Source organism: Streptomyces sp. CA-210063 (genome assembly GCF_024612015.1).
GTDB lineage: Bacteria > Actinomycetota > Actinomycetes > Streptomycetales > Streptomycetaceae > Streptomyces.
In genome coordinates, this window is sequence record NZ_CP102512.1 from 6727410 (window position 1) to 6750648 (window position 23239).

The 23239-nt window shown below is 70.1% G+C and carries 20 protein-coding genes; 13 read left to right on the forward strand and 7 right to left on the reverse strand.

Annotated features, from left to right (window positions below; translation table 11 throughout):
* Positions 1–181: 181 nt before the first annotated feature.
* The 3 genes from JIX56_RS29470 to JIX56_RS29480 form a co-directional block, all read right to left on the reverse strand.
* Entirely contained in the window at positions 182–1192 is a 1011-nt protein-coding gene (locus tag JIX56_RS29470; protein WP_257545032.1) for an SEC-C domain-containing protein, read from the reverse strand.
* A gap of 440 nt (positions 1193–1632) precedes the next feature.
* A complete protein-coding gene (locus tag JIX56_RS29475; protein ID WP_257545034.1) occupies positions 1633–2001 on the reverse strand; it encodes a hypothetical protein in 369 nt (122 codons plus the stop codon).
* Positions 2002–2383: 382 nt separating this feature from the next.
* Positions 2384–3946: a beta-1,6-galactanase gene (locus JIX56_RS29480; RefSeq protein WP_257545036.1), complete on the reverse strand. Its 1563-nt coding sequence runs from the start codon at positions 3944–3946 to the stop codon at positions 2384–2386.
* A gap of 576 nt (positions 3947–4522) precedes the next feature.
* Between JIX56_RS29480 and JIX56_RS29485 the strand changes: the two genes are divergently transcribed.
* From JIX56_RS29485 to JIX56_RS29505, 5 genes are all read left to right on the forward strand, one after another.
* Entirely contained in the window at positions 4523–5857 is a 1335-nt protein-coding gene (locus JIX56_RS29485) for a S8 family peptidase (RefSeq protein ID WP_257545037.1), read from the forward strand.
* Positions 5854–6102, forward strand: coding sequence for a hypothetical protein (locus JIX56_RS29490; RefSeq protein WP_257545039.1), 249 nt, complete (start codon positions 5854–5856; stop codon positions 6100–6102). Before JIX56_RS29485 ends, JIX56_RS29490 begins: the two co-directional genes overlap by 4 nt.
* Before the next feature lie 157 nt (positions 6103–6259).
* Entirely contained in the window at positions 6260–6571 is a 312-nt protein-coding gene (locus JIX56_RS29495) for a DUF6412 domain-containing protein (RefSeq protein WP_257545041.1), read from the forward strand.
* Positions 6572–6706: 135 nt separating this feature from the next.
* Positions 6707–7486, forward strand: coding sequence for a YidC/Oxa1 family membrane protein insertase (locus JIX56_RS29500; RefSeq protein WP_257545043.1), 780 nt, complete (start codon positions 6707–6709; stop codon positions 7484–7486).
* A gap of 141 nt (positions 7487–7627) precedes the next feature.
* Positions 7628–8485 carry a fumarylacetoacetate hydrolase family protein gene (locus JIX56_RS29505; protein WP_257545045.1) on the forward strand — a complete coding sequence of 286 codons (858 nt, stop codon included), beginning with the start codon at positions 7628–7630 and terminating at the stop codon, positions 8483–8485.
* 130 nt (positions 8486–8615) lie between these two features.
* On the opposite strand, the gene JIX56_RS29510 is transcribed toward JIX56_RS29505, so the two are convergent.
* Both JIX56_RS29510 and JIX56_RS29515 read right to left on the reverse strand, forming a co-directional pair.
* The gene (locus JIX56_RS29510) at positions 8616–9086 is read right to left on the reverse strand and encodes a heme-degrading domain-containing protein (RefSeq protein ID WP_257545046.1); all 471 of its coding nucleotides are present in this window, start codon (positions 9084–9086) and stop codon (positions 8616–8618) included.
* Complete coding sequence (locus JIX56_RS29515; RefSeq protein WP_257545047.1) at positions 9083–10171, reverse strand: Gfo/Idh/MocA family oxidoreductase; 1089 nt, start codon at positions 10169–10171, stop codon at positions 9083–9085. Before JIX56_RS29515 ends, JIX56_RS29510 begins: the two co-directional genes overlap by 4 nt.
* A gap of 56 nt (positions 10172–10227) precedes the next feature.
* Here JIX56_RS29515 and JIX56_RS29520 point away from each other — a divergent pair, with 56 nt between their 5' ends.
* The 8 genes from JIX56_RS29520 to JIX56_RS29555 all read left to right on the forward strand — a co-directional run bounded on the left by JIX56_RS29520 (position 10228) and on the right by JIX56_RS29555 (position 18706).
* The gene (locus tag JIX56_RS29520) at positions 10228–11427 is read left to right on the forward strand and encodes an ROK family transcriptional regulator (RefSeq protein WP_443031903.1); all 1200 of its coding nucleotides are present in this window, start codon (positions 10228–10230) and stop codon (positions 11425–11427) included.
* 264 nt (positions 11428–11691) lie between these two features.
* On the forward strand, positions 11692–12243 hold the full coding sequence (locus JIX56_RS29525; RefSeq protein WP_257545048.1) for a SigE family RNA polymerase sigma factor: 552 nt from the start codon (positions 11692–11694) through the stop codon (positions 12241–12243).
* Positions 12240–13595: a PQQ-like beta-propeller repeat protein gene (locus JIX56_RS29530; protein WP_257545049.1), complete on the forward strand. Its 1356-nt coding sequence runs from the start codon at positions 12240–12242 to the stop codon at positions 13593–13595. Before JIX56_RS29525 ends, JIX56_RS29530 begins: the two co-directional genes overlap by 4 nt.
* A gap of 120 nt (positions 13596–13715) precedes the next feature.
* Positions 13716–14759, forward strand: a complete 1044-nt coding sequence (locus JIX56_RS29535) for a cell wall protein (RefSeq protein WP_443031904.1) — start codon at positions 13716–13718, stop codon at positions 14757–14759.
* A 194-nt stretch (positions 14760–14953) separates the two neighbouring features.
* Positions 14954–15733, forward strand: coding sequence for an HAD-IIA family hydrolase (locus JIX56_RS29540; RefSeq protein WP_257545051.1), 780 nt, complete (start codon positions 14954–14956; stop codon positions 15731–15733).
* A 120-nt stretch (positions 15734–15853) separates the two neighbouring features.
* Positions 15854–16576 carry a hypothetical protein gene (locus JIX56_RS29545; protein ID WP_257545052.1) on the forward strand — a complete coding sequence of 241 codons (723 nt, stop codon included), beginning with the start codon at positions 15854–15856 and terminating at the stop codon, positions 16574–16576.
* 9 nt (positions 16577–16585) lie between these two features.
* Positions 16586–17284 carry a class F sortase gene (locus tag JIX56_RS29550; RefSeq protein ID WP_257545053.1) on the forward strand — a complete coding sequence of 233 codons (699 nt, stop codon included), beginning with the start codon at positions 16586–16588 and terminating at the stop codon, positions 17282–17284.
* Positions 17285–17680: 396 nt separating this feature from the next.
* Complete coding sequence (locus JIX56_RS29555) at positions 17681–18706, forward strand: glycoside hydrolase family 6 protein (protein WP_257545054.1); 1026 nt, start codon at positions 17681–17683, stop codon at positions 18704–18706.
* 145 nt (positions 18707–18851) lie between these two features.
* Here JIX56_RS29555 and JIX56_RS29560 read toward each other — a convergent pair whose 3' ends face one another.
* A complete protein-coding gene (locus JIX56_RS29560; RefSeq protein WP_257545055.1) occupies positions 18852–20789 on the reverse strand; it encodes a kelch motif-containing protein in 1938 nt (645 codons plus the stop codon).
* The gene (locus JIX56_RS29565) at positions 20786–22783 is read right to left on the reverse strand and encodes a glycosyltransferase family 2 protein (RefSeq protein ID WP_257545056.1); all 1998 of its coding nucleotides are present in this window, start codon (positions 22781–22783) and stop codon (positions 20786–20788) included. The genes JIX56_RS29560 and JIX56_RS29565 overlap by 4 nt, the downstream gene beginning before the upstream one ends.
* Positions 22784–23239: the final 456 nt, after the last annotated feature.

Sequence of the window (23239 nt, forward strand, 5' to 3'; positions counted from 1 at the left end):
CAGCACGGGGGAGAAGCGAGCGAGCGGCCCGGAAGGGTGGGTGGCCCAGGTGGGGTGGGGGAGAGGTTGGGTGCGTTGTGGGCCGGGGCGTGGGGCGCGTTCTCGTCTCGCCGGCACGCCGGGTTTGCTTAGCGGCTTGTGGCCTGTGGGTGGTACGGCCTCCACTGATGGTGGTTGGGTGCTACGCGCCGTGGCAGCCCTCGTACTGCTGGCCCGAGCCGCACCAACACGCGCTGCTCCGCTGCGGTGGCCATGCCACGGCCAGGCCTCGGGCTGCCAGGGTTGTTGCGTACTGGGGGAGCAGGGTGGCGTCGTCGGGGGACGAGCTCTCCGATGCCGCGAAGGCCTCGTACGAGGGGACCGTGCCCGTCACGATGCCCAGGTTCGGGGTGCCTGAGGACGATAGTTCTCGTAGGGAGGCCTCTATCGTCGCGAGGTGGTCCTCGTGGGACGGGTATTCGGCGGTCAGGCCCGGGTACGCCGTCACCAGTTCTGAGAGTTCTGGGGCCGGCCAGTGCAGGACCGCTACCGGGAAGGGGCGGGAGAGGGCCTCTCGGTAGGTGCCCAACTCCGCCCGTAGGCGGGAGATTTCGGCCTGTAGCTCTGCCGGGTTGTCCGAGCCCAGGGACCAGACGCGCTTCGGGTCGTGTAGTTCGTCCAGGGAGACCGAGGACGAGTGGAGGGTGTCCGCCATGGCGTCCCACTCGTCGTGGATCGCGCCCAGCATGCGGCGGACGCGGTGGCGGCCGAAGAGCAGGGCGCGTGTGGCGTAGGGGGGTTCCGGGACGTCTGTCAGGAGGAGGGTTACGGCTGCCGTGAAGGTGTCCTGGGCCGCTTCCAGCTCGTCGTGGGATTCCAGGGCCTCGGCGACGATCACCCAGGGGGCCGGGTCGCGGGGGAGGGCCGCGCGGACGCCGTCGATGATGGCTCGGGCTTCGGCCTCGTGGCCGTACTCCCAGAGGTTGGAGGCTTTCAGCGCTCGTACGAGGTGGGGGTTCTCCAGGGGGGTGGAGGACGAGAGGAGGCGGTCGTAGAGGGCCGTCGCGGTGGGGCGGTCGCCGGAGAGTTCCCGGTGGGCGGCGGCCTGCAGGAGCAGGTGCTCGGCGTCCTCGGGGTAGAGGTCGGCGGTCCGCTCCAGGCGTGCCGCTTCGGCGTTGTGGTCGACGTTCTCGGCAGGCGTGTCGGGGCGCATGGACGACACCGTACTGCCCGATGGGGGACGGGGGTGAGGTACGGGTTGAGGTGGGGGCGGGGGTGTGGGGAGGAGGGGGATGGGCAGCAGGCGAGGGGCGCCCTCCGCCGGGCTTGGCCCGCGCCCGGCCCAGGCCCCCGGGGCCGCCCCCGACCAGACCTCAGCCCGCCCCCGGCCAGGCCCCGGTCCCCGACTAGGGTCTGTCGCGGAGGTGGATCTTGGTGGTGGATGATCCCGCCCAGAGGCCATCGCCGCGGTGGCCGGCGTGCTCGCGCCGGGTGACGCCCGCCGGTGACGGCGGCGCGCGGGCTCCCGTCACAGGCCGCAGTCGGCCAGGTAGAGCACGGCCGGCAAGGCCACGGCCACGGCCACCATGCCGATGCCCGGTCCGGGCCGCTGGGCCGGTCCGGGCATCGGGAGTTATGGGAGGGGCGCCTGGGTCACGCCTCGGCGACTTGGAGCAGCCAGCTGACCGGGATGTCGTCCTCGGTGTCGTTCGTGGTCTTCTTGACGCGGCCGATGGCGATCTTCATCGTACTTGTCGGGAGCTTCGCGCCGTGGTTGACGCGGCCGCCTGCGTGCGTGACGTTCAGGTCCACGGCGGCGCTCCAGCTGGTGCCGTCGTGCCAGTTCACCTTGATCTTTGCATCCGCCCAGGCGGAGGCGAAGCTGATCCACATGTCGCCCGACCAGCCGGCCTGGTTGGCCGCCGGGACGGCCAGGACGATGCCGTACTTGTAGTGGATGAGCCCGCCGCTCTCAGTGAACGCGAAGCCGGGGGGAATCTCGCCAGTCTGGAAGTTCGCCATCAGTGCCCCTTGTCTGTCACTGCTCCGATGCCGCGGGAAGCGACACCGCACCGCAGCCCGCAGACCACGGCACGAACAACGCTAGGGACGCATTCAGGGCCCTTCTCAACTTCCCATGCCAAACCATCAGTTGAGGGGTAGTGCAAGCATGCCCAGTTCATCCGCTCCGCTCCTGCGCCTCCGGATGCCCCCTGCTGCACCCCGGGGAGCGGCTGACTCCTTCGGCCGCCGACCGGGGCCCAGCGTCTGCTGCGGCAGCAGCTCGGAAGGGTGCAGAGGCGCGCGGATGGTGTGCGGATGGGGTGGGCGGGCCGAGGTGACCCCCCGGCCCGCTGAGGCGTTCGGCTTCGACAGGTTCCCTGGATCGCCTTCGACAGGTTCTCTAGATCGTCACCCCGTCGATCTGCAACGTCTGCACCGCCCCCGCCGCGAACGGCACCGCCACCGACTTGCCGTTCAGGCGGGTGTCCGAGTACGCGCGGTAGCGGTCGCTGCCGCCTGAGGTGTGGGTGTTCCAGCGGGGGACGAGGCCGTTCGTGCCGCCTGTCACCGTGGTGAAGCGGGAGAGGTCGAAGGTGAAGGTCTGGGCGGAGGTGGAGGTGTTGATCGCCACTATCACCAAGCGGCGCGCTGCCGCGTCGTACGCCGCCGCCGTGTAGCTGGAGCCCGCGTCCAGGATCGTCATTCCCGGGCGGATGTGGCGGCTGAACTGGGCCATGACGTAGTACTTGGTCTGGACTGTTGTCGGCTGGAGGGTGTTCGCGTCGTAGGCGATCATCGCCCAGCCCGCTGTCGGGTCCATCACCTGCCAGTAGACCCAGGCCGTGGGGTGGAGCCAGCGGAAGTCGTAGCAGAGGTTGCGGGCGAGGGTCCAGCCGGTGCCGTCGCTGTCGCCCGTTTCCGAGTTCCACAGCTTCTTGCCGGAGGTGGTGACCACGTCCGTGTACAACAAGTCCCTACGGCCGCCCGCGCCCTGGTAGCCGTGGACGTTCACCTGGCTCACCAGGGACTTCGTGGAGGCGCCGAAGGAGTTCCACGTCGAGCGGGCCACGTCGTAGTTCGTTTCGTCCGAGGCCGCGATGCGGACCGATGTCAGGCCTCGGGCGTCCAACTCGCTGCGCATGTAAGGGAGTACGGCCGCCTGGACGGCGGGGTCCATGTGGCAGCCCTCCTGGGTGCCGGTCGCCGTCCACCACGATGCCGCCGGTTCGTTGAAGGGGTCGACCGTCGCGAAGTTCACGCCCCAGTTGTTCTTCGCGCGGAGGGCTACCGCCGCGAGGTGGGAGGCGTGCTGGCGGTAGTTCCAGGTCTGGAGGTTGTTGCCGCCGCCGGAGGCGCCTGAGGGGTTGTGGTTCGCGCACATCCACCACATGGGGGAGTTCGCGAAGAGTTCGGTGGTCGCGCCGCGCGCGACCGCCTTCGTCAGGGCGGCGCGCTGGTTCGCGTCCGCCGTCCAGTCCCAGGCGGAGGAGTTCGGGTCCTCGTTGTTCCAGTCCTGCCAGAAGCCCTCGATCTGCTTGAAGGCGGGGATGTTCGCCGACTCGACCATGGTCGAGCCCTCCACCGTGTTCCAGCTGCACGCGCCGAGGTTGTAGCGGGCGATGTTCATGCCCAGGCCGGGGAGGGCCGTGCCGTTGTACGTCGTCGTCTTGGTGGTGAACCAGAGGTCGGCGAAGTCGTCCCGGGCGCCGAAGACGTTGGCCCACCAGGCGAGCGAGGTGCCCCAGCCCTCCCAAGTGCCGTACTTCGTGGCCGGGTTGACCGCGATGGTCGCGTCGGCGTGTGCGGTGCCGGTGCCGAGGGCGGTGCCCACCACCGCGCCGCCGGCCGCGGCCAGCAGGGCTCTGCGGCCGAACGTGCCGGGGCGGCGGCCGGCATCCGGGGACGCCTCCGTCTCCGCGGTCGGTCTCGCCTGGTCGTCGTGGGGGCCGGGGGATGCGGTCATGTCAGCTCCGGGGGATGCGGGTGCCGAGGGGAGGGAAAGGTGGGGAGGGGAGCCGCCACCTTCCGAGCTGCTCCATAGGGACATCGGAAGAGTCAGGGGTGAACGGTGGGGTTGTCGAGATGCGTGACAGCGCTTTCTTCGATTTCTTTCAACGGTTGTGAGAAGGGGAGAGGAAAGGGGTCGCACAGGCGGCGGACAGCGGAGCGGACAGCGACGGGCGGGGGCGGAGCTCCCAAGCCCGCGCGTTCGGGGGCTCCGATGCTCGCGCCCTCTACTCCGGCTGCTGGGGCACTGCCCTCCCACGTGCGAGGGCACTGGCCTCCTACGTGCTGCGCCGCCGTGTTGCCGACCTCCGCACCCGGTGCGACGGTGTTCGAGGCGCCTCGCGCAGGCAACGGTCCAGCACGGAACCGTAAGGAACCGCATGGAACCGCCTTGCCGGAAGCGACGGCGCCGCGCGTCGACGCGCGGTTCGGCCGTGCCCATCAGCCCTGGAGTGCCTCAGCTCCCAGTGCCCTGTGAATCGACGCGCGTCCACGAAGCCTCGGGGGCAGCGCACAGAAAGCGGGAAATTCAATGGCGAACGGACCCATGGACAGGCGCGCCTCGGACGGGCAGCCCAATCGACCCGGCGGCCCCGGCACCGGCCAGGGTGCGGAGTACACCGGTCGGTACGTGGTCATGCTCGACCCGGGCAACCAGGAAAGCGGACTGAACGCACTGCGTTCCTCCGCCGACATCGCGTCCGTCGAACGTGTCCGCGGAGCCGAGGCGGGGAACGTCTCCGAACTGCTGGAGCGCCCCGACGTCTCGGTGCACTTCGAGGAACTCGCCGCCGCCGTCGTCGAGGTGCGGCCCGACCAGCGCCACGCGCTGGTGACCACGGCCGAGGCCGACCCGGCGATCATCGCGGCGGAGCCGGAGCGCATGGTGTACGCCATGCCGATCACCGCCCCGACGCAGGCGCCGACCGAGTTCTTCCCGGCCTACCGCAGCGACGAGGACGTCGTCGACCGCCACACCAGGGCCGAGATCGCCGCCACCCAGGGCCCGGCCGCGGACGAGCAGAGCTTCACCTGGGGCCTGCAGGCGATCCGGGCCAACCTCACAAATCTGACGGGACGCGGTGTGAAGGTCGCCGTCCTCGACACCGGCGTGGACATCACCCACCCGGACCTGGTCGGCTGCATCGAGGACACCATGTCCTTCGTGGTCGGCGAGGCGGTCGAGGACCGCAACGGCCACGGCACCCACTGCATCGGCACCGTCGCCGGCCCGGCCAGACCCCAGGAAGGACCCCGTTACGGCGTTGCCTGCGACGCCCGGATCCTCGCCGGAAAGGTCCTCAGCAACAGGGGCAGCGGCGCCGACGGCCAGATCCTGGCGGGCATGGCCTGGGCCGTCGCCCGCGGCGCGCGCGTGATCTCCATGTCGCTCGGCGCGCTGGTCCGACCGGGCGAGCTGTTCCCGCAGACGTACGAGATCCTGGCCAGGCGCGCGCTCGAGCGCGGGACGGTGATCGTCGCCGCGGCGGGCAACGACAGCGAGCGGCCCCCGGTCATTCACCCCGTCAGCCGGCCCGCCAACTGCCCCTCCATCCTCGCGGTGGCCGCCCTCGACAGGTCACTCACCCCGTCGTCCTTCTCCAACGGCGGCATCAACGCCCAAGGCGGCGAGATCAACATCGCCGCGCCCGGCAGGGACGTGCGCTCGGCCGCCCCCGGCGGCAGGTACGTGAACCTGAGCGGTACGAGCATGGCCACACCGCACGTCGCCGGTGTCCTCGCCCTGCTCGCCGAGGCGAACCCCAACGTGCCCGCGGCCGATCTCGTGGCCCGTCTGAAGGCGGGCGCGTTCCCGCTGGCGCAGCCCGTCAGGGACGTCGGCGCGGGCCTCCTCCAGGCCCCGTGAGCGAGCCGTCCCGGTCCGAGCCGGTCGGGGTCGTCCTCGCGGTCGACCCCGACCGGTTCGCGGAAGTCGTCGAGGCCCTACGGCGGGCCGGACTGACGGTCACGGGCGAGCAGCCGATCCTCGGCACGCTCTCCGGAACCGTCGCGGAGGAACGGATCCCGGACCTGGAGGCGATCGACGGCGTCGAATCCCTCGACCGGGAGCGCACCATCCAGCTTCCCCCGCCCGACTCCCCGATCCAGTAAGCCATCCAGTGAGTCGGAGAAACGCCCCGGGCCGGCGCGCCCGGGGCGTCCTTCTGGCCGAGACCGGCGTGCCCGCTCGCGGCCCACCGCCCGCCCCGTTGTCAGCGGCGTCCTGTATAAACGAAAAACGGAAAGAGGAAAGAAGGGGGAGCGAGTCATGTTGCAGGCCTGGGCCAATCTGCGTCCCGTCGCCGTGCTGCTCCTCGTCCTCTTCGAACTCTCGGTGCTGGACGCCGGCACGCTCTCCGCGGCCGTCGCCTTCGCCGCGACCGCCGCGGCCGGCTCCGCGTTCGCCGCCTGCGCGCTGATCGCCTCGCGCTGCGCACCCGTCGTACCCCGTACGCGCGTACGAACGGCCATACGGGACCGTGAGCGCCGTACGGCGTTCCTGCCTCAACGCGATCCCGACGCCCGCGGCCGTACGCGGCCCCGGGCGCCCGGACGTGCCCTCCTGACGGCCACCGCGTAGGGCACGCCCCCAGCCATCCGACTGCACGTGCCCTTTCCGCGGGCCGTCGCGCCGAGTCTCCCGTCGTCCGGACCGCTCCGGACGACCACGTCCTGACTTCCTGGCACGACGAGACCCTCTGGAGGGCTCCCACCCATGTCCGTTTTCGCCGACCTGGTCGCGTATCTCGCCGATCTGCTCCAGCCGCTGTTCCACGCCTCCGCGACGGCCGTCGCGATCGTCCTGTTCACGGCGCTCGTACGGCTGCTCGTGCATCCCCTGTCCCGGGCGGCGGCGCGGGGGCAGCGGGCGCGGATCGCGTTGCAGCCGAAGATCGCGGAGCTGCGGAAGAAGCACGCCAAGAACCCCGAGAAGTTGCAGAAGGCGGTGCTGGAACTGCACACGGAGGAGAAGGTGTCGCCGCTGTCCGGCTGCCTGCCCAGCCTCTGCCAGCTGCCGGCCTTCTTCCTCCTCTACCACCTGTTCTCCAACAAGACGATCGGCGGCGAGGCCAACGCCCTCCTCACCCACCGGCTCTTCGCGGCCCCGCTCGGCGACCGCTGGGCCGACGCGCTGGGTGAGGGCGGCGTGTTCGGGGCGCAGGGGCTTGTCTACGTGGGGTTGTTCGTGATCGTCGCGGGCGTCGCGGCCTTCAACTTCCGGCGTACGAAGCTGATGATGGCCGCGGGCACCGCCGGGATGCCGGCGGTGTCGGACGAGCAGGTGCCCGGGATGGCCGCGAGCATGGGGGCCGTCAGCAAGTTCATGCCGTTCATGTCCTTCTTCACGCTGGTCACCGTGGCGGTGGTGCCGCTCGCGGCCGCGCTGTACGTGGTGACCAGTACGACGTGGAGTGCGGTGGAGCGGGCGCTGCTCTATCCCCTGCCTTCGGCCGGGACCGCCGCCGGAACGTCGTCAGCCGCTACCGCCCAGTAGGTCGGATCGGGGCAGCGGCACGGGAGGTCCACTCCGTGAACCGGGTATTGCGGAGTGGACGGTGACCTTGGAGGATCGACCAGTCCTCCGATGGCTGCACCCATCGGTCGGGCGGCGGACGAGCGAGGGAGATGTACGACGATGAAGCTGCTGCGAGTCGGTACGGCGGGCGCGGAGCGGCCCGCGCTGCTCGACGCCGAGGGCGTTCTGCGGGACCTGTCGGGGGTCGTGCCGGACATCGACGGCGCGCTCCTCGCGGACGAGGAGGCGCTCGGACGGGTCCGGGCGGCGGCCGGGAGCGGTGAGCTGCCCGTCCTGGACGCGGCCGGGCTGCGGATCGGGCCGCCGCTCGCCCGCATCGGCAAGATCGTGTGCATCGGGCTCAACTACCACGACCACGCCCGCGAGACCGGGGCCGAGCCGCCCTCCGAGCCGGTGATCTTCTTCAAGGCGGCGGACACGGTCGTCGGGCCGAACGACACGGTTCTCGTGCCGCGCGGGTCGGCCAAGACCGACTGGGAGGTCGAGCTCGCGGTCGTCATCGGGCGCACGGCCCGCTATGTCGAGTCGCGGGAGGCGGCGCTCGCGCATGTCGCCGGGTACGCAGTCTCGCACGACGTGTCCGAGCGGGAGTTCCAGCTGGAGCGCGGCGGGACGTGGGACAAGGGCAAGAACTGCGAGACGTTCAATCCGCTGGGGCCGTGGCTGGTGACCGCGGACGAGGTTCCCGATCCGCAGAAGCTCGGGCTGCGGTTGTGGGTCAACGGGGAGTTGAAGCAGGACGGGACGACGGCCGAGCAGATCTTCGCGGTGAGTGAAGTCGTGCGGTATGTCAGTCAGTTCATGGTGCTTTACCCCGGGGATGTCATCAATACGGGGACGCCGGCGGGGGTGGCGTTGGGGGAGCCTGAGCCGAAGCCGTTCCTTCGGGGCGGGGATGTTGTCGAGCTGGAGATCGAAGGGCTTGGGCGGCAGCGGCAGGAGTTCAAGAACGCGTAGGCGCTCCGCTCGGGGCGCCGGGTGCCTCATGGGTGGGGGACTACGGGTTGTTGGCGGCTGCGGGTTCGTTGTGGCTTGTCGCGCAGTTCCCCGCGCCCCTAAAAGAAAGGGCGCGGCCCATAACCGGCAGTTACAAGTCTTCCTTGAAGCGCTCCAGGGCCTCCACCACCATCGCGTGGTCCTCCAGTTGGGGGAGGCCCGATACCGTCACCGTGCCGATGACTCCCGTGCCCTCTACCGTCAGCGGGAAGGAACCGCCGTGGGCCGCGTAGAGGTTCGGGTCCAGACGGGAGGACTCCTCGAAGGTCGTGTCCTTGGCTCGGAAGCGGGCGCCGACCAGGTACGAGGAGCTGGCGTAGCGTTCCGCTACTCGGCGTTTGCGGTCGATCCAGGCGTCGTTGTCCGGGGTCGAGCCGGGGAGGGCGGCGTGGAAGAGCTGTTGGGGGCCGCGGCGGATGTCGATGGCGACCGGGGCGTTCCGGTCGCGGGCCAGCTCGACCAGCAGGGAGCCCAGCGCCCAGGCGTCCTCGTAGGTGAACCGGGGAAGGACCAGGCGGCGTTCCTGGGCCTCCAGTTCCTCGATGCTCGGGGTGTCGGTCATGTCAGCTTCACCGCCACGCCCTCGCGCGCCGACTTCCGTGCCGCCTCCAGTACGTCCAGCGCGGCGGCCGCCTCGTACGCGGTCACCGGGTTCTCGCCGGTGCCGTGCAGGGCGGCGGCCACGGCGGCGTAGTACGCGGGGTAGTCGCCGGGGAGGGTCGGGACGGGGCGGCCGCCGTCGGTCAGGGGGGAGTCGCCGGCGCCGACACGGCCCCAGAGGTCCTCGGGCTCCTGGCCCCAGGCGGTGCCGGGTGTCGGGCGTTCGCCGTCGCGGAGGGCCGCCTCCTGGGGGTCGAGGCCGTACTTGACGTAGCCCGCCTCGGAGCCCAACACGCGGAAGCGCGGGCCGAGTTGGGGCGTGACGGCGGAGGCGTAGAAGTGGGAGCGGACGCCGCTCGCGTGCGTGACGGCGATGAACGTGTCGTCGTCCGTCTCGGCGCCGGGGCGGCGGAGGTCGGACTCGGCGTAGACGAGGGTGGCGGGGCCGAAGAGGGTGAGGGCCTGGTCGACGATGTGGCTGCCCAGATCGTAGAGCAGACCTCCGATCTCTGCGGGGTCGCCGGACTCGCGCCAGCCGCCCTTGAGCTGGGGGCGCCAGCGTTCGAAGCGGGACTCGAAGCGGCGGACCTCGCCCAACTCGCCGGCGGCGAGAAGGCCCTGGAGGGTCAGGAAGTCGTTGTCCCAGCGGCGGTTCTGGAAGACGGAGAGGAACAGGCCGCGGGAGTCCGCGAGGGCGGCCAGCTCGCGCGCCTCGGCCGCCGTACCGGCGACGGGCTTGTCGACGACGACCGCGAGGCCCGCCTCCAGGGCGGCGGTCGCCACGGGTACGTGTGTCTTGTTCGGGGAGGCGATGACGACCAGGTCCAGTTCGTCCGCCCGGGCCCACAGCTCGTCCGCCGTGGACGCGAACCGCACCTCCGGGAACTCGGCGCGGGCCTGCGCCTGCCGCTCCGGGTTCGAGGTGACGACCGTGTCGAGGGCCAGGCCCTCCGTCGCGGCGATCAGCGGGGCGTGGAAGACGGAGCCCGCGAGGCCGTAGCCGACAAGGGCGACGCGGCGGGGCCTGCCTGTGCTGGTGCCTGTCATACCGTCCACTTAAGCAACGCTGTTGCCAAAGTGCAAGCGCGAGAGACAATGGAGGTGTGAACGGCAACGGGATCGGCAGCGGGACGGGCAACGGCGGCGGGATCGGCAACGGGATCGGCAACGGGAACGGGCGTACCGCGGGAGTGACCGGCGTGAACCTCCTCGCACTGCGCAGCCACAACGGGGCGCTGGTCCTCGATCTGCTGCGGATCGCCGGGGCGGCCGGGATCAGCCGGCTGGAGCTGGCCGAGCGGACGGGGCTCACCCCGCAGGCCGTCAGCAAGATCACCGCCCGGCTGCGCGCGGACGGGCTCGTGACCGAGGCCGGGTACCGGGCGTCCACCGGCGGCAAGCCGCGCACCGTGCTGCGGCTCGTGCCCGACGCCGGGCACGCGATCGGCCTCCACCTCGACCGCGACGAACTGACGGCCGTGCTCTGCGACCTGACCGGCGCGGTGGTCGCCAAGCGGCGGACGCCGCTGAGCCTGGGGGCCGGGTCGGACGCCGTGATCGAGGGTGCGGCGCGTGAGGTGGAGGCGCTGCTGGCGGGGGCGAGTGAGAGGCGTGGTGCGGTCGAGGCCGCGCCGCTCCTCCCTGTACTGGGGGTCGGAGTCGCGCTCCCCGGCCCTCTCGATCATCTGCACGGTGTGCTGCACCGGGTCACCGGGTTTCCGGAGTGGGACGGGTTTCCGCTGCGGGCGGCGCTGGCGCGGCGGCTGGGGATGCCGGTGGTGGTCGACAAGGACACCAACGCGGCGGCCCTGGGGCTCGCGGCGGTCGCGGGGGCGCACGGGTCCTTCGCCTACCTCCACCTCGGTACGGGGCTGGGGGCGGGGCTCGTCATCGACGGGGCGGTGCACCGGGGGGCCCGGACCCGGGCCGGTGAGTTCGGGCACCAGGTCGTCCAGCTGGACGGGCCGATGTGCGAGTGCGGGAACCGTGGGTGCGTCGAGGCGCTGTGCCTCGCGGCGGTGGCGCGGGGGGACGTGGACGAGGCGGCGCGGGTGCTCGGTACGGGGGCCGCGAATCTCGTGGGGCTCCTCGATATCGAGCTGGTGCTGCTGGGCGGGCGGACGGTCGAGGCCCATCCCGAAGCGTTCGTGCGGGGGGTGGGGTTCGTGCTCGACGCGTGGGCTCGGCGGCAGGGGGAGGATCCGGCGGTGCCGGTGCGGGTGGCCGGGGGTGGGGCGTCCGGGGTCGCGGAGGGGGCGGCTCAGCTCCTGCTGGCGCCGTTGTTCGGGCGTGAGGACGGGTGAGGCGCTCTGAGGAGCGTTCGGGATGTGGGGTCAGGCCCTGCCCCGGTGTCGCTGATCCTCCGCTCGTCCGCTCGTCCGCTCGTCCGCCGTCCGCTCGTCCGTTCCACCGTTCCACCGTTCCTCCGCTCGTCCGTTCCACCGTTCCTCCGTTCCTCCGTTCCTCCGCGACGCACCGATTCGGTGTGACGGCAGAATCTCGCCCGCCGAGGGATAGCCGCGGGCGGCCCATCGCGTCGTGACGGGTGCCGAGAAGGGGGAGGGTCGATGAAGGCCTCTGGCCAGGACGAGTTCCGGGAGTTCGTAGCGATGCGCTCCACCGCGCTGCTGCGGCTCGCGGTGCTGCTCACCGGCGGGGACAGGCATGCCGCGGAGGATCTGCTGCAGATCGCGCTGATGAAGGCGTACGGGCGCTGGGCGAGCATCGAGCAGCCCGAGGCGTACGTCCGCCAGATCCTGTACCGCCAGCAGGTCAACCGCTGGCGGCTGCGCAGACATCGCGCCGAGACGACGGTGCCCGTACTGCCCGAGTCCGGCACGGACGCCGACGCGGGCGCGGACTCCGAGCTGCGGATCGCGCTGTGGGCGGCGCTCGGCCGTCTGACGAAGCGGCAGCGGGCCGTGGTCGTGCTGCGCTACTTCGAGGACCTGCCGGAGGCCGAGGTCGCGGCGCTGCTGCGGTGCCCGGTCGGCACGGTGCGCAGCACGGCGCACCGGTCGCTCGCCAAGCTCCGGGCGCTCGTACCGGAGCTGGGGCCCGAAGGTCATGTGGAACAGGTCCAGCCGCTCAGCTACACGCCGAAGGGGGTCCGGGGATGACGACGGAGCAGGTGGAGGAGAAGGTCCGGGAGACGCTGCACGCGGTCGCCCTGGACCGGGTGCGGGCACCCGGGGACCTGGCCGAGAAGGTGGTGCGGCGCCGCGGCCGGCGCCGTTTCTCGCAGGCCGCGGGGACGGCGGTGGCCGTTGTCGCGATCAGCGTGGGGGCGGTGTTCGGCTTCGGGGGCGGCGGTGCGGTGGAGCAGGACCGGCCGGTGCGGCCGGCGGCGTCGCCGGAGGGCTGGAAGCCGTGGCAGAGCAGTGTCCCGGGGGTCAGCGAGCGGGGCTGCCTGGTGGAAGGTTCCGCGCTGTACTGCGCCGGGACGAAGTACGACGTCGCGAAGATCGACGCCAACACCGGCGAGCGGCTGTGGACCGTCGAGGTCAATCGCGAAGGCGACGGGATCGACCACCCGTTCGCCGTGCGCGACGGCCTGGTCTACGTCTTCCGGAACCACACCGCGGAGAACGAGCCGAACGGGGACTACTACGGCGGTACCGATCTGATGGCGGTGCACGCCGCCAGCCGCAAGGTGGTGTGGACGGTCGAGATGCCGCAGGACGACCGCGGCGACCAGGCCGCCATGCTCATCGACGGCGCGGTGCTGGCGAACACCCCGACGCCGCGCACGATGTCGGCCCTCCATCCGCTGTCCGGCAAGGAGAAGTGGCGCCACACCTGGGACAAGGGCACCGCGTGTCAACGGGCGGTGCTGAGCGGTGTGCCGTATCTCCTGTGCATGCGGGACGCCGAGGATCCGGGCGACACCGAGGTCTTCCGTCTCGATCCCGCCACCGGACGTGCCGAGAAGGTCATGACCGTCCCCGGCGGGCAGCAGCTCATCGGGACCTCGGAGGATCGGATGGTCCTGGCCGGAGTGAAGGACGCGGCCGGCAAGGAGATGCCGCTGACCGTCATCAGCGGTTCCGGGGAGCGGACCTCACACACCTATCGGATCGAGGGACAGCTCGCCAACCTGGATGTCATCGGTGATCGTCTGATCTCCGTGTCCTGGCAGGGCAAGGCCTCGGCCTACTCGCTGACCACCGGAAAGACCCTGTGGACCGGCCCCGTGGGCGTCGAGATGCCGGACAAGGACACGGTCGAGGGCATCGCGTCTCCCGTGGTGTCGGAGAAGCAGGGGGTCGTGTACTTCCTGAGCCCGAGCGGAGATCTGTCCGGCCTCGATCTGCGCACGGGTGAGCAGGTCTGGCGCGGTCACGCCGACATCGGCAAGCCGAAGCCGGGGCCCGGGTTCGGGCTCGCGCCCCAACTCCTGAGTTACGAGGACGTGTTGGTCGCCCGGGACGGCAGCAGGATGGTCTCCCTTCTGCCGAGGATCGGCGACTGACCCGAAGGACCCCAGGCCGGTGCGGTCGCTCCGCTGATCGAGCGGACTTCCGCACCGGTCCTGTGGCCCCAAGGCGTGGCGGGGCCCCTCGGCGCAGGCAGATGGCATGGTCATGTGTTCATGCGACTGTGTACGTGTCTGACCCTTGCCCTCGCCACCGCAGCCGCCCTCGTCAGTGGTCCCGCAGCGGCGCTCGGCGGTACCCCCGGACCCTCGCTCGGCGGTACCCCCGGACCCTCGCTCGGCGGTACCCCCGGACCCCCGCTCGGCGGTACCCCCGGACCCCCGCTCGGCGGTACACCCGGACCCCCGCTCGGCGGTACACCCTCGCTCGGTGGTGCCCCCGGACCCCCGCTCGCGGCAGCGGACGACCACCGGCCCACCTGTGTCGGCGCCGACAGCAGCGCCTTCCCGATCCGGACCCGTATCCGAGGCGGCCCCGCCACCTACGTCGCCGGCGGCGGCTTCCACACCTGGGCGCTGGAACTCACCAACACCACCTCCCGGACCTGCGCGAACATCCACCCGGTGGTCGTGCTGGTCGACGGCGCGCGCACGCTGAAGCGGACGCAGCCGCAGCTGGAGTTCTACGAGGACGCCAAGGGCACCACCTCCCGGCCGGTGACCTTCGAGCGGACCGACTCCGACGAACTGGTCGGCGTCCTCGGCGGAGACGGGGACGGCGGCGGGACCGGCTTCACCGTGCCGCCCGGCCGCACCCTCACCGTCAAGGTCCGCCTCTCCGTCACCTCCGACGCGGCCGTACCGAACGACGTCGTGGCGAACGCGGCCGTGGTCGAGCGGCGGGGCGACGACAGCGAGTGGGTGGGGGAGTCGAACGACTACCGCTTCCGGATCACCGACGAAGAGGAAGACGGAGAGGCAGACGAAGAGGAAGACGGAGAGGCAGAGGAAGAGGGAGACGGAGAGGCAGAGGAAGAGGGAGAGAAAGAGGAAGGGGAAGAGGAAGGGGCCGCCAAGGAGAGCGGCGGTGACGCGGACGGTGACGCGGCCGGTGACCGTGAGGCCGTACGGGGCGAGCGGCCGTACGCCGACGAGCTGGCCGAATCGGGTATGCGCGAGGCACTGCCGTACGTGACCGGGCTCCTCTTCCTGTCCGCCGGCGGGCTGCTGATGGCGGGCGTCCGCAGACGGTCCGGGTGACCTGATGGCGGCCGCCTTGCGTGCCTGATGGCGGCCATCCCCGTACCCGCCCGCCGACCTGAGGCGGGCGGGTCTCAGCGGCCAAGATCGGCCTCCTCATTTCAGCCACCCCTCACTAGGGTTGGGGGCGGCGCCGGACGTACAGATGTACGGACGTACGGCAGGAATCGACAGAGGTCGGCAGGAGATCGCACATGGCAGAGCGCAAGCCCATCGAGTCGTGGCTCACCGACATGGATGGTGTGCTCATCCACGAGGGCGTGCCGATCCCCGGTGCCGACGCCTTCATCAAGAAGCTCCGCGAGTCCGGGCGCCCCTTCCTGGTGCTCACCAACAACTCGATCTACACGGCCCGTGACCTGCACGCCCGCCTCGACCGCATGGGCCTGGACGTGCCCGTCGAGAACATCTGGACCTCCGCCCTGGCGACCGCCCAGTTCCTGGACGACCAGCGGCCCGGCGGCACGGCGTACGTCATCGGCGAGGCGGGGCTGACCACCGCGCTGCACGACATCGGGTACGTGCTCACCGACCACCAGCCCGACTACGTCGTCCTCGGCGAGACCCGCACGTACTCCTTCGAGGCCATGACGAAGGCGGTACGGCTGATCAACGGCGGCGCCCGGTTCATCGCCACCAACCCGGACGAGACCGGCCCCTCCACCGAGGGCCCGCTGCCCGCGACCGGGGCCGTGGCCGCGCTGATCACCAAGGCGACGGGGCAGAAGCCGTACTTCGCGGGCAAGCCGAACCCGCTGATGATGCGCACCGGACTGAACGCGATCGGTGCGCACTCCGAGACCAGCGCGATGATCGGCGACCGCATGGACACCGACGTCCTCGCGGGCATCGAGGCCGGGATGGAGACCTTCCTCGTCCTCACCGGCCTGACGACCCCCGCGCAGATCGAGAAGTTCCCGTACCGCCCGTCGAAGGTCGTGAACTCGATCGCGGACCTGGTCGACCGCATCTGAGCCTTTGAGCCTTCCGACCCGCTGGATAAACCCCCAGACACCCGTACGGAGTAGTCGCGGCCCTTCCCCGGATGCGTCCCGGCCTCCGGCGGGGGAGTCTCAGGTGTCTGGAGGTTCACCATGGGTTCACTGCGACTCACTCTGTGTGCCGGGGCGGTGGTCGCGGTCGCGTCGACCGTGACGGCACCCTCGGCACCCTCGGCCCACGCGGCCGACTCCGGGGACATCTCGGTGGTGCCGGCCTCGCCGGCGCCCGGCAGCGACATCCAGGTGCGGGCCAAGGGCTGCGGGGGGAAGTCGGGATCCGCCGCCTCGAAGGCGTTCGTCGCGGACGCGCAGCTCACCCGGCTCACCCGGCTCATCCGGCTCACCGGGCAGGGTGTCGGCACGCTCTCCGGGGACACCCGCGTACGGTCCTCGCTCGAACCCGGCACGTACGACGTATCGGTCACCTGCGACGGCAAGGAACACAAGGCCAGGGGCACGATCACGGTCGGCGAGAACGGGAAGCCCGCGGCCACCGAGCCGGGGCCTCCGAAGCCCGACGCCACCAAGCCCGACGCCACCAAGCCGGAGGCCGCCGAACCCGCCGCCTCCGCGCGGCCTTCGGCCCCCGCATCCCCCGCCTCCCCGGTCGCCCCCGCGCGCGCGGGCGGCGGCGGAGCGGCGGACCAGGTGGCGACCTCGCAGGGTGCGGCCGACCCGGTCGATTCCATGGACGACGCCCGGCACACCGGACCCGGCGCCCGGCACGCGGTCGTCGGTCTGGTCCTGGCCGGGGTGGCGGCGGTGGTGGTGGTCGCGCGGGGCGTGCGCCGGAGCCGCCGCCGAGGTACGGAGTAAGGGGTCGTCGTGACCAGACGGGACTACACCTACGACGCAAGCGGGACCGGCACCGGGTCCGGCAGCGGAACCGGTCGCGTCACCACCGGTGTCGCCTGGGCCGTGCTGCTGCTCGGCCTGTGGCTGTGGGGCCGCGAGATCACCGACGTACGGCAGGGCATATCCGCCCCGACCACCGGCGACGTGGCGGCGGTCGGACGGCCCGCGCAGGCCGAACTGCCGCCCGCCGTCGAGCCGTTGAGAGGCGCGCGGCCCCACCGCCTCGACATCCCCTCGATGGGCGTGCAGGCGCCGGTCGTGGCACGCGGCCTCGACCGGGACGGGGCGATCGAGCCGCCGCCGTACGGCCAGCCCGGCGTCGTCGGCTGGTACGCGGGCGGTACGCCGCCGGGGGCGACCGGGGCCGCGCTGTTCGTCGGGCACGCCGACACCGAGACCCGGCCCGCCGTCTTCCACGAGCTGAGCGCGCTGCGGATCGGCGAGAAGATCCGGGTGGCCCGCGACGACGGCAGGCTCGCCGAGTTCACCGTGGACGACGTCCAGGTCATCGGCCGCGACGACTTCGATGCCCAACAGGCGTACGGCGTACGGCAGTCGGGCCGCGCCGAGCTCCGCCTCGTCACCTGCGGCGGCACCTTCGACCGGACGAGCCGCACGTACTCGGCGAACGTCGTCGTCTCCGCGTATCTGAGCGGCACAGGACCCTGAGCGGCAAAGGCCCCTGGTCGTCACGGGACCCTGAGCGGTACGGGCCTTGTCCGCGTGAACCCTGAACGGGCGTACACACCCGGCCCGGTCGGCGACCCGCTCCCCCCGGGGCCGCCGACCGGGCTGGTCCTCGACCGTGCGCGCTCGGGCTGCGGGAGTAACCCGGCGCCGACACGGGAGGTCCTGGGGCGATCCGATGCGACTCTAGAACGGATGAGCGCCCCGGGTAGAGGCTGTTTGACGCCAAGTTGACGGGCTGTGACGCTGCGTCATCCATCCTGCTGGCGACGGGAAAGGTAAGCAGGTTCTCGGTCAAGGTCGCGACGACCTCGTGGGCGAGGCGGGACTTATGTCAGGATTGGGACTTACGACACGGTGCACCCAAGGGGGAGTTGGATGTACGGCAGTAGGGGGGCCGGGGTTCGGGCGTCCGTGGCGGTGGTGGCGTTATTGCTCGCCGGCTGTTCCGGAGGAGACAGCGGTGACGGCGGTGACGGCGAGAAGGACCGGGCCTCCGGTTCCGACATCACCCAACAGCCGAGCGGCACGGACCCGTTCTGGGTCAATCCGAAGGGAAACGCGGCGGCACAGGTTGCCGCCTACGAGAAGGCCGGCAAGGGCGAGGACGCCGAGCTGATCCGCAAGATCGCCGAGCAGCCGACCGGCGAGTGGATCGGTGCGGAGAACCCGGAGCAGGAGGCCAAGGGCTTCACCGAGGCCGCCGAGAAGGCCGACCGGGACGCGATCCTCGTCCTCTACAACATCCCGCACCGCGACTGCGGCCAGTACTCCGGCGGCGGCGCGGCCGACGGCGACGCGTACCGGGCCTGGATCGACGGTGTGGCCAAGGGCATCGGGGACCGGCCGGCCACGATCATCCTGGAGCCCGACGCGGTGCTCCACGTGGTGGACGGCTGCACCCCGGGCGAGTTCCACGAGGAGCGGTACGACCTGCTCAAGGGGGCGATCGAGAAGCTCGGCGCGCTGAAGAACACGAAGGTGTACCTCGACGCGGGCAACGCCGGCTGGGGCGACCCCGAGGAGATCTACGACCCGCTCAAGTGGGCCGGCGTCGAACAGGCCGACGGCTTCGCCGTCAACGTCTCGAACTTCTACACCACCGAGGACTCCATCGAGTACGGCAAGCAGCTCTCCTCGAAGATCGGCGACAAGCCCTTCGTCATCGACACCAGCCGCAACGGCAACGGTCCCTGGACCGAGGGCGACGAGGACGAACGGTGGTGCAACCCTCCGGGGCGCGCGCTGGGGGAGTCGCCCACGACGAAGACGGCGGACTCTTTGGTGGACGCGTACTTGTGGGTGAAGCGGCCGGGAGAGTCGGACGGGGAGTGCAAGGGCGGGCCGAAGGCGGGGGAGTGGTGGCCGGAGTACGCGCTGGACTTGGCGAAGGCGTCTGACTGACGGTCCGTTGTGGCTGGTCGCGCAGTTCCCCGCGCCCCTAAAGACACGGCCCTGCGGGCCGAAAAGCACGGGGCGCAGCCCCTGCTTTTCAGGGGCGCGGGGAACTGCGCGACCAGCCCCCACGCACCCGCACCCAAAAAACTACCTACGGAACCTTCACCCACCGCGCGGCGCTCGGCGTCCCCGCGTCATCCGTCACGAACAGCATGTACCACCCCGACTGCACCAGATTCCGATTCTTCGGCACAGTCACCGTGATCTCATCACCCTCCGCCTTGAAGTCCACCTCGATCGACTTCTGATCCACATCCGTCACATGCGTCGACGCACTCGGCCGAATCAACCGCGCCGACTTGATGGACGAGGCATGCCGCGTACCGAACGTCGCCGTCCCGCCCCGCGCCACCGTCTTCGGCCCGCCGGACAACGTCGGCCGCGCGTCCTGGTACAGATACGGCGGCGTATAGATCTCGATCCGCTGCTCGAACTCCCCCGGCTTGGTGTTGGCCTTGTCGGCGTACAGGGAGTCCGACCCGAAGAACACCACGCGCCCGTCCGGCAGCAGGATCGACCCGGAGTGGTAGTTCCGGCCGACGAGCGGGTCGGCGACCCGCCGCATCTCCCCGGTCTTCGCGTCGTAGAGCCGCGCCTCGAGGATGTTGGAGTCGCCGCGCCCCCGATAGTCCTCCGAGCCGCCGGAGATGAGCACTGTGTCGTCGGGCAGGATCGAGGCCTGCGGATAGCGCGTGCCCTTCGCCAGCTCCGGCCCGTCCACGAACCGCGGCTTCTCGGCCAGCAGATCGATCAGCCGGGTCTTCTTGCTGGACCGCTCCGACTCACCGACCCCGCCCCCGCCGATGACCATGTACTTCTCGTCCTGCGCCGGAGGCAACAGCACGGTCCCGGCGGTTTCGAGCAGCTTGTTGTCGCTCATCCCGGGGACCTTGGTGAACTTGTTGGTCTTCAGGTCCCAGATACCGGGGTCACGGCCGATGTCGTCCGGCCCGTACCCGGCGTTCGCGCCCGAGTAGAACAGCTTGCCGTTCTGCATCAGGGAGATCGCCGGGTACGTCGGGAACTGCTGGACGTCCTTCGTGTATGTCCACTTCTTGGTCTCGGGGTCGTAGACCTCGTTCTTGCCCGGGACCAGCTGGCCGATCTCGTCGAGGCCGGACAGCGACAGGATCGTGCCGTCCGACAGCGTCGTCAGCGTCGGGTACCAGCGCGCCTCGTTCATCGGGTCGACCTTGATGTACTTCTCGGCGACCGGGTCGAACTCGTAGGCGTCCTTGATCCCTTGGAAGTCCTTCTTGTCGAGGGCGAGCTTCTGCGCGATGCCGTACGTGTTCCGCGCGTCCTCACCCTCCAGGCCCACTACCCGGTAGTTGTCCTCCGTCCCCGTCTCGTACTTCCTGCCCCTCTTCTCGGCCTCGACGTAGGCGCGCGCGATCCCCGGCTTGTTGCCGGTGAACTTCCCGGTGTCCTTGTCGAAGGTCTTCGTGGCCTTCTTGATGTCGACCGTGTCCTTCAGGACGAACGTCTTGCCGTTCGCCTTGCCGACGAACCGGGTCCCCGCCTTGATCTTCATCCCCTTGTCGGGGTTCTCGTTGTGGATGATCATCAGGCCGCCGGCCTTGGTGACATCACCCTTCAGCTTCTCGTAGCGCTTGGTGCCGCCCGCGATCAGCAGATTGCCGTTGGACAGCTGGGTGTGACCCGTGCAGAACAGGTCGGCCGGGGTGGGTACGCGCTTGATCGTCTGCTTGACCGGGTCCCAGACGCGGGTGTCGAACTTCTTGGCGTCGAAGTTGTCGGCGTCGTTGCCGGAACCCGCGATCAACAGGACCTTGCCCGTGTGCAGAAGCGCGGCGTGGATCGTGTTCTGCCGGTACTCCTTCGGGAACTCCACGATCTGCCAGTGCCCGTTGTCGGCCTTGTACTCGGGTCTGTTGATCTTGTACTCGTGGTATTTCTCGGTGCTCACGCGGTACAGCCACGGCCCGTTCATCCCGGCGAGCGCGAGGACCACCGCCGAGCCGATCGCGAGGCGACGGGCGCGGCGGCGGCCTGCACGGTCCTTCATTCCTTACGTCCCCCAAGTCCGCCCAGGGCGATCTGCATGGTCTGGTCGCTACCCCCGCTGCCCGACCCGGACGCCGCCCAGCTCGGCTTGTGCTGGGGAGCGTGCGGCGCGTGTGGGGCGTGCGGTGCGAGTGGCGGCGCGTGTGGCGCGGGAGCCGCCTCGGGCGGCGCCACCATGGAACCCTGCAGTGCGGCCGCGGCGGCGGCCTTCTTCTTGTCCTGCCGCAGCATGTAGCGCCAGACGAAGATGGGGAAGGCGGTGATCATCATGGCGAACGTGGCCCAGATGATCATCGCGGGGTGCGCGTTGCCGAAGACGAAACCGGCGGCGATCGAGCCACCGAAGATCACGATGAAGTACCAGTGGTACCGGAAGGTGCCGAACCACCTGTCAGGGCTCGCCGAGTCTCCCTTGGGCGTGACCACGAACTTGCTCTTGCGGCGCAGGGCCGAGTCGATCAGCGCCTTCGCGTAGAGCGGCGCGGACAGCGCGGACATCACCATGCCCGCCACACCGCCGGAGCCCTCCGGCTCGTGCGGGGAGACGTTGTGCCGGCGGTTCCAGACGTACAGGCCTATCTGGAGCGCGGAGGCGTTGCCGTAGAGCATCAGCCACACGGTCGGGTCGATGTTCACACCCGAGGCGCCCAGACCCAGGAACAGGGCGCAACTCAGCGCCGCGAGGATCCAGTTGAGGGCGGACATCGGGTAGAAGATGATCATCATCGTGTAGTTGAAGAGCTTGCTCGGCGGCAGCGAGTACCAGCCCTTCCAGTACTGCTTGAGGATCGTCTCGTACGTACCGCGCGACCAGCGCATCTGCTGGGTGAAGAAGTCCGTCCAGGCGCTGGGCCCCTCACCCACCGCGAGCACGTCCGGGGTGTACACCGAGCGCCACTTCTTCCCCGTCGCCGGGTTCTTGTGGCGGTGGATCTCGAAACCGGTCGCCATGTCCTCGGTGATCGAGTCGTACAGCCCGCCGATCTGCTTGAGCGCCCTGATGCGTACGGCGTTGGAGGTGCCGACGAACATGGGGGAGCCGTACTTGTTGCCGGCGCGCTGGATCAGCGCGTGGAACAGGAACTGCTGGGACTCGGCGGCCTTGGTGACGAAGTTGTCGTAATTGCCGTACACCTGGGGGCCGATGACGAAGCCGACGTTCGGGTCGCGGAAGAACCCGAGCATCCGCTCCAGGTAGTTGGGCAGCGGCACGTGGTCGGTGTCGACCGAGGCGAAGAAGTCGTAGTCGTCGCCGTGCGCGTCCAGCCAGGCGTTGTAGTTGCCGTGCTTGGTCTTGGCGCGGTGCGGGCCCTTGGGCTGGTTCCACTTCGCGATTCCCTTGCGGGAGAAGTGATGTACGCCGAGGCGCGCGCAGACCGCCTTCACATCCGGGTCGTCGCCCTCGTCGAGGAGCCAGATGTGCAGAAGCCCGCGGTGACGGAGCTTGACCGCGGCCTCCAGGGTCTTCGTCACCATCTCCAGCGGCTCCTTGCCGGGCACGAAGGAGGTGAGGAAGGCGACTCTGGTGCCGGTCTCGGGCACCACCGGGATCGGGTCGCGGGCGACCAGCGTGGCGTGCGCGTTCGACAGCACGTTCATGCAGCGGAAGAACTCGATCAGGCCGATCGAGACCAGCATGACCATGTCCAGGGCGGGCAGGAACTCGTACTCGACGAAGTCGCGCTCGGTCCAGTGCTCCTGCTGCAGCAGCCAGGCGAGCAGGACCAGGGAGAGCAGCGGAGCGGCGGCCAGCATCAGGGCGACCCTCATACGGTGCGGCTCCTGGGAGATCAGGGAGCGGTACCGCACCTTGTAGGGCTTGGTCGGATCGGGCTGAGTGAGAGGCCCCGCGAGCCGGCTGTAGTGCTCGTAGTCGTATCTGGGAAGGGTCTTCTTGAGCTTTCGGAAGGCTCCGGTCCGGTGCGACGGCACCTTCAGTTGGGTCGTCTCGGACGGGTCGTGGTTGTGCCGGGCGCCCGTCGGCGTCGACGTCATGAGTCATTCCCCCCGCACACACGTTCGTGTGTGTTAGTCGGTCTTCCGCCCGCTTCGGTCCCCCTCGACCGTTACGGACGCATCAATGGGCCATCGTCACCATGTGATCTACACCATGGAGACACGGGGTGACGGCCATCCGGTTGCATTGATGCCCCCCTCGGCATCTGTTCATGAGAGCGTGCATCGCGTGTGTCGGTGAGGGCCTAAGATCCCCATCCCCGGGCGCGCAAATCGCCCATGGCCCCCCAACTGCCATGTATCCGCAGTCTCTTACGGCCCAGGGTTCTATGGTGTTCATCTTGATCGCAAGATGCGAAACGCGGTGTTTACCGGTCATACGCGGATATTGGGGCATCGGTGGAGGATCTGTGGGGAGTGAGAGGGGAGCGAGGGGGGAGTGCGCGGGGTGACGTGCACATGCGGAGAGGCCCCTCGCGATTCACTCTCGCGAGG